General features: G+C 46.9%; 8 protein-coding genes. 6 read left to right on the top strand and 2 right to left on the bottom strand.

Annotated features, from left to right (window positions below; genetic code table 11):
• Positions 1-63 precede the first annotated feature (63 nt).
• A complete protein-coding gene (mlaE, locus tag ABY436_RS02415) occupies positions 64-846 on the bottom strand; it encodes a lipid asymmetry maintenance ABC transporter permease subunit MlaE (protein WP_372737431.1) in 783 nt (260 codons plus the stop codon).
• Entirely contained in the window at positions 839-1,660 is an 822-nt protein-coding gene (locus ABY436_RS02410; protein ID WP_372737435.1) for an ABC transporter ATP-binding protein, read from the bottom strand. The genes mlaE and ABY436_RS02410 overlap by 8 nt, the downstream gene beginning before the upstream one ends.
• Positions 1,661-1,848: 188 nt before the next feature.
• On the opposite strand from ABY436_RS02410, the gene ABY436_RS02405 reads away from it, so the two are divergent.
• Genes ABY436_RS02405 through lptB form a run of 6 tightly spaced genes read left to right on the top strand, consistent with a single transcriptional unit; the run spans position 1,849 to position 6,162 of the window.
• Positions 1,849-2,805, top strand: a complete 957-nt coding sequence (locus ABY436_RS02405; protein ID WP_372737430.1) for a calcium/sodium antiporter — start codon at positions 1,849-1,851, stop codon at positions 2,803-2,805.
• Positions 2,806-2,837: 32 nt separating this feature from the next.
• Positions 2,838-3,824: a KpsF/GutQ family sugar-phosphate isomerase gene (locus ABY436_RS02400; RefSeq protein WP_372737429.1), complete on the top strand. Its 987-nt coding sequence runs from the start codon at positions 2,838-2,840 to the stop codon at positions 3,822-3,824.
• Positions 3,824-4,360, top strand: a complete 537-nt coding sequence (locus tag ABY436_RS02395; RefSeq protein ID WP_372737428.1) for a KdsC family phosphatase — start codon at positions 3,824-3,826, stop codon at positions 4,358-4,360. The genes ABY436_RS02400 and ABY436_RS02395 overlap by 1 nt, the downstream gene beginning before the upstream one ends.
• A 2-nt stretch (positions 4,361-4,362) precedes the next feature.
• Entirely contained in the window at positions 4,363-4,932 is a 570-nt protein-coding gene (lptC, locus tag ABY436_RS02390; protein ID WP_372737427.1) for an LPS export ABC transporter periplasmic protein LptC, read from the top strand.
• Complete coding sequence (gene lptA, locus ABY436_RS02385; RefSeq protein ID WP_372737426.1) at positions 4,922-5,431, top strand: lipopolysaccharide transport periplasmic protein LptA; 510 nt, start codon at positions 4,922-4,924, stop codon at positions 5,429-5,431. The genes lptC and lptA overlap by 11 nt, the downstream gene beginning before the upstream one ends.
• 2 nt (positions 5,432-5,433) lie before the next feature.
• Positions 5,434-6,162, top strand: a complete 729-nt coding sequence (lptB, locus tag ABY436_RS02380) for an LPS export ABC transporter ATP-binding protein (protein WP_372737425.1) — start codon at positions 5,434-5,436, stop codon at positions 6,160-6,162.
• Positions 6,163-6,198: the final 36 nt, after the last annotated feature.

The raw sequence follows: 6,198 nt of genomic DNA, 5'->3' as shown, positions 1-6,198 counted from the left end.
TGCCAGAATACCCAGCACCATAAAGAAACCAACCATAATTTCAATCCATCGCATACGCATTTTTTATAAATCTCCGAACATCAATGCGGTTAAAATAAAATCCAATGCCAACACAGCCAAAGACGAATAAACAACCGTCCGAGTAGTTGCCTGGCTAATGCCTTCTGACGTCGGCACGCAATCATATCCCTGAAAAACGGCTATCCAGGTCACTACCACCCCGAACACAAGGGCCTTAATGACGCCATTGAGCACGTCTTCTGAAAAATCGACTGAATTCTGCATATTCGACCAGAAAGAACCCTCAAAAATACCCAGCCACTCAATACTCACCAACGCGCCACCAAAAACGCCAACCATGGCGAATATAACGGCCAGGATAGGCATTGAGATAAAACCTGCCCACAACCTCGGGGCCAGAATACGCCGCAATGGGTCAACGCCAATCATTTCAAGACTCGACAGCTGCTCCGTCGCTTTCATCAGGCCAATTTCAGCCGTTACCGCAGAGCCTGCCCGGCCGGCAAACAGCAATGCAGTCACCACCGGCGCCAGTTCACGCACCAGACTTAATGCAACCATCTGGCCAACGGCTTGCTCTGATCCATAATCAACCAGAATTGTGTAGCCCTGCAGACCCAGCACCATGCCAATAAACAGCCCGGATACGATAATAATAACCAGCGATAAAACGCCGACAAAATAGATCTGCTTAAGCAATAACGGAAACATCACCACGGGATCTGGCCTGGCTACTAAGGATTGCCACAATAAGCCTCCCGCGCGCCCCGCGCCTGCCAGCCGATCAAGCCCCAAACGCCCCAATGAGGCAATCTGATCAAGCATTACCACTCTCCTGTGAAAAAAGATCCGTGAGCATATCATCCGTCGAAAAATGGAAAGGAACAGGACCATCAGGCAACCCTCGCATAAACTGCTGCACCTGTTCTGTTTTATTATTCAACAACTCTTCAGGTGTCCCTGAAGCAATAACACGCCCATCTGACAGAAGAAAAATATAGTCTGCAATACTCAGGGTTTCCTGAATATCATGGGAAACAATGATACTGGTATGACCTAAGGCCTGATTAATCTGACGTATCAATTTGACCAGCACACCCTTTGCGATAGGGTCCTGCCCGGTAAAAGGCTCATCATACATAACAAGATCAGGATCCAGGGCTATCGCTCTGGCAAGGGCAACACGCCTCGCCATCCCTCCGGATAACTCACTCGGCATTAATCCCCTGGCCCCGCGTAATCCAACAGCCTGCAGCTTCAGCAAGACAATATCTCGGATCATGTCTTCCGGCAGCTCTGTGTGGACTCTTATAGGAAACGCGACATTCTCAAAGACACTCATATCCGTGAATAACGCGCCACTCTGAAACAGCATGCCCATTTTTTCACGCAACAGGAATAATCGCTGACGAGATATCTGATGCACATTCAGTCCATCAACTTTAATAGAGCCAGCATCAGGTCGTAACTGACCACCGATTAACTTCAGCAGCGTAGTTTTACCTGTACCTGAAGGCCCCATGATAGCGCTTATCTTGCCACGGGGAATTTGCATATCCACTGAGCGAAATATTTGCCGAGATCCACGACTAAAACTCAACCCCTCGATATCGATAATGGACTCAGAACCTTTGTTCATCGACATATAATTTAAAACCTGTTCCCTGCTAATGAGGAATTTTAGTGAATCGTTTTATGCGTATTAAAATACAGCGGCGCACTATACCATCCGAAGAACAAAACATGAACAGAACTTCCTTTTAACTTGCACCATTTTTTGGTTCTGATTTAATAGGTCGCTTTTAATCAGCGAGCACAATAAACACTATGTTAGTTCCGATTTTATCCATCATCGCCGGACTGATTATTTTAGTCTGGAGTGCTGATCGCTTCGTGATCGGTGCGGCGGCAACCGCCAAAAATTCGGGAATGTCACCGATGCTGATCGGTTTAACGATTGTTGCTTTTGGTACATCCGCACCCGAAATCTTAGTGTCTATCATGGCCTCTATCAGCGACTCAGGCAGCTTAGCGGTGGGCAACGCGCTAGGCTCTAACATCGCCAACATCGGTTTAGTATTGGGTATCACTGCCTTAATCGCACCTTTACCTGTTAAATCAGCCGTTTTACGTAAAGAAATTCCACTATTGCTAGGCATCACCCTGTTAGCAGGGGCAGTACTGATCAATTTAAATATCAGCCTTGTCGATGCAATCCTGCTATTTTGCTCTCTGATCGGCTGCTTAGTGCTGTTTGCCAGGTTCCAAAAAAACAGCTCGCCGGACGACCAGCTTAACGATGAAGCAGAAGAGATCCCTGAGATGAGCACCCCTAAAGCGCTTTTCTGGCTTTTCCTGGGTCTTACATTACTCATCATCAGTTCTCGCATACTGGTGTGGGGTGCCGTCGATATTGCAACGCAATTGGGTATATCCGAACTGGTCATTGGCCTCACGATCGTTGCTATTGGCACAAGCCTTCCAGAATTGGCCGCCTCTGTTGCCAGTGCATTGAAAAAGCACCACGATATTGCATTAGGTAACATCGTCGGCTCAAATATTTTCAACCTTGCAGCCGTGATGGCCATACCTGGCTTCGTTAATCCGGTTGCGCTCGACGCCATCGCATTTAATCGTGATTATCTGGTGATGCTGGGCATGACGGTAGCACTGATTGTCTTCTGCCTTCTGCAACGCCCCGCTAGCATTAGCAGACTGGAAGGCGGCATACTAACAGCTTCGTATGCGGCATATATGCTTGTACTGTACAATATGTCTACTTGATTATGTCCACCTGGTTATAAAAGCAGAGCCTTATGAACGATATTAGCAACACTACCAAACCTTTTCTTGAGTCGGCTATCCGCACCATTAGACTGGAAGCCGATGCTGTTAATGAACTACTTGTCTACTTAGATGACAACTTTAATATGGCATGTCACCTTATGATGGCGTGTACAGGGCGTGTTATCATTACAGGAATGGGGAAGTCTGGTCATATAGGCAACAAAATTGCGGCAACACTGGCCAGCACCGGAACACCTGCTTTTTACGTCCACCCCGGCGAAGCCAGTCATGGTGATATGGGAATGTTCACATCTAACGATGTGGTACTGGCCCTGTCTAACTCGGGCGAAACTGCAGAGATAATCACCATCTTACCTTTAATTAAGCGAATGGGCGCGCCGCTCATCAGCATTACTGCCAACCCACTTTCAACGCTATCTCAGGCAGCCAATGCCAATCTTCACATCGGTGTAGAAAAGGAAGCCTGTCCGCTGGGACTCGCGCCCACATCAAGCACCACCGCTCAGTTGGTATTGGGTGACGCATTAGCGATCGCGTTGTTAGAAGCCAGAGGTTTCAGCGCTGAAGATTTTGCTTTTTCTCACCCCGGCGGCAGCCTGGGCCGAAAACTACTATTGAAAGTCAAAGATATCATGCACTGCGGTGAAGATATTCCAATCGTCAAACAGGGCACACCGATTAACCAGACACTGATCGAAGTCACCGAAAAACGTCTGGGCATGACAACGGTAGTTAACAGTGAAGGCAAACTAGTGGGTATTTTCACTGATGGTGACTTACGCCGTACCCTGGATCAGGAGTTAAATCTCAAAACCACGACTATTGAAAGCGTCATGACTCAACAATGCTCTACCATATCCGGGGATCTTTTAGCCGCCGAAGCACTTAAAATCATGCAAGATAAGAAAATCAACGCATTAATAATCTGTGACGACCAAAAACATCCTATTGGCGCATTAAACATGCACGATATGCTGAAAGCAGGAGTCATTTAATGCGTAAAATTGACAACCCGGCTTTACGTTCACTGACAGCCAATGTAACACTGGCTGTTTTCGATGTAGATGGCATCATGACAGACGGTAGCTTGCATTTTCTACCCGACGGGCGTGAAGTGAAAATGTTTAATACACTTGACGGCCTCGGCGTTAAATTACTGCATAATGCAGGTATCGAAACCGCCATTATTACCGGCAGGCGCTCACCGCAAGTAGAGATCCGCGCAGAAGCACTGGGCATTACATACTTACGTCAAGGACGCGATGACAAGCTGGAAGCTCTAAAAGAAATTTGGGCTAACTCGGCGCACTCGGCATCAACAACAGCCTACATCGGTGACGACCTACCTGACCTTTCAGCCATCCGCGCCGTCACTTTCGGCGCAACCGTTCCAAATGCGCATCCTTTTGTACTTGCACATGCCGACTGGTGTACTGAAGTAACTGGTGGGTATGGTGCTGCACGTGAGTTTTGCGAAGCAATACTGGATGCTCAGGAAAAGCTGGACAGCGCCTATGAGAGGTTTTTATAGTCATGTTTTTTACGCGCAGTAAAACCAGAATCACATTGGCTGCGCTGCTGCTCGTACCGGTTTTTTTATATTGGATATTAAACGCTGAGACCAGTGTTAACGATACGCCTCAGCCCGTGATCATTAATGGTGTTGACTACTTTATGAAAGAAGTCTCTACCAAAGAATTTGATTCCAACGGGGAGCTGCTACGAACCCTGAGCGCGGATACACTGCAGCATTTCCCTCAGGATAAACTAGCCAAACTTGAGCAACCTCGCATCGATCTGTTCTCAAAAAACACGCACACCCTGCACGTACAAAGCCAATCAGGTATCTCCTTTGACGACACTGATCAGCTGGATCTGGTTGAACAGGTGATCGTCACATATAAACCATTAAGCGCAGAAGCCAGCGAGTTGAAAACATCAACATTGAGCTTGCACCAAGCCCAGGGGATTGCCAAAACCAGCGCCCCAGTCGTGATAACCAAACAAGCACACATCACGACAGCCACTGGCATGATTATTAACTATAATACTAATACATCAGAGTTACTTTCCGATGTTAAGGGCACTTTCTATGCTAAATAACAGATTACTCATACAGCTGACTATTGTTATCAGTGCTTGGCTAAGCCCACTCTGTTTCGCTTTGCCAACTGATCGCCAGCAACCCATACACATAAGTGCTGACAGCGCACAGATTGATGACAACACTGGTACGACCACCTACAAAGGCAATGTATTAATGACGCAAGGCAGCCTGGAAATACGCGCTGCCAACGTTTCTCTTTACCGGATTAATGATGAAGTCAGCCAAATTATAGCGACCGGCAGCCCGGCAAACTTTCGCCAGCAGCCATCTTCGGATCAACCAATAACTGATGCCTTTGGCGAAAAACTTGACTACCAGATCACTAACCAGACGGTCACCATCAGCGGAAAAGCACGCGTAGAACAAGCAGGCGATACCTTCAGCGGTGAACGTATTGTTTATCAAATGGATAAAGCCATAGTAAACGCATACAGTGGAAAAGGGTCATCCGGACAACGCGTCCAGATGGTCATTCAGCCTAAGGGCAAACAATAACGATGAGTACTCTTTTACAAGCTTTACATTTAGCAAAGTCCTATAAAAAACGACAGGTTGTCCGTGACGTATCTCTGGAAGTACGCAGCGGCGAAATTGTCGGCCTGCTGGGGCCTAACGGTGCGGGAAAAACAACCTGCTTTTACATGATTGTCGGACTGATTAATTCAGACAAAGGTGCCATCCGTATTCAAAGCGATGATGTTACGTCGCTGCCTATGCATGAACGCGCCCGCAAAGGTATTGGCTACCTGCCACAAGAGGCATCGATCTTCCGTAAACTTTCAGTCCATGACAACCTGATGGGCATTTTAGAGATGCGCAAAGAATTAAGTGCCGCACAGCGTACTGAAAAAATGGAAAGTCTGCTTGATGAGTTTCATATTACACACCTTCGGGACAGCCTTGGCATGAGTCTGTCCGGAGGTGAACGCCGTCGTGTTGAAATTGCCCGGGCGCTCGCATCGGAACCCACATTTATTTTATTAGATGAGCCTTTTGCTGGTGTCGATCCGATCTCAGTAAATGATATAAAACAAACAATAAAACACCTACAATCAAAAGGGATAGGCATATTAATTACCGATCATAATGTCAGAGAAACACTCGATATTTGTGAAAAAGCCTATATTGTTAGTGAAGGCGTCATTCTGGCCCAAGGTACACCTAAAGAAATTCTGGCTAACGAACAAGTAAAAACAGCCTATCTGGGGCACGCATTTACACTTTAAGCACTGTTAATAGTAAGTACTCTTTAGTTAGCACAA

The sequence above is a fragment of the Neptunomonas sp. genome (assembly GCF_041601355.1).
In the GTDB taxonomy this organism is placed as follows: domain Bacteria; phylum Pseudomonadota; class Gammaproteobacteria; order Pseudomonadales; family Balneatricaceae; genus Neptunomonas.
Note: the sequence above shows the minus strand (reverse complement) of the source record. Positions and strands in the feature narration are given on the sequence as shown.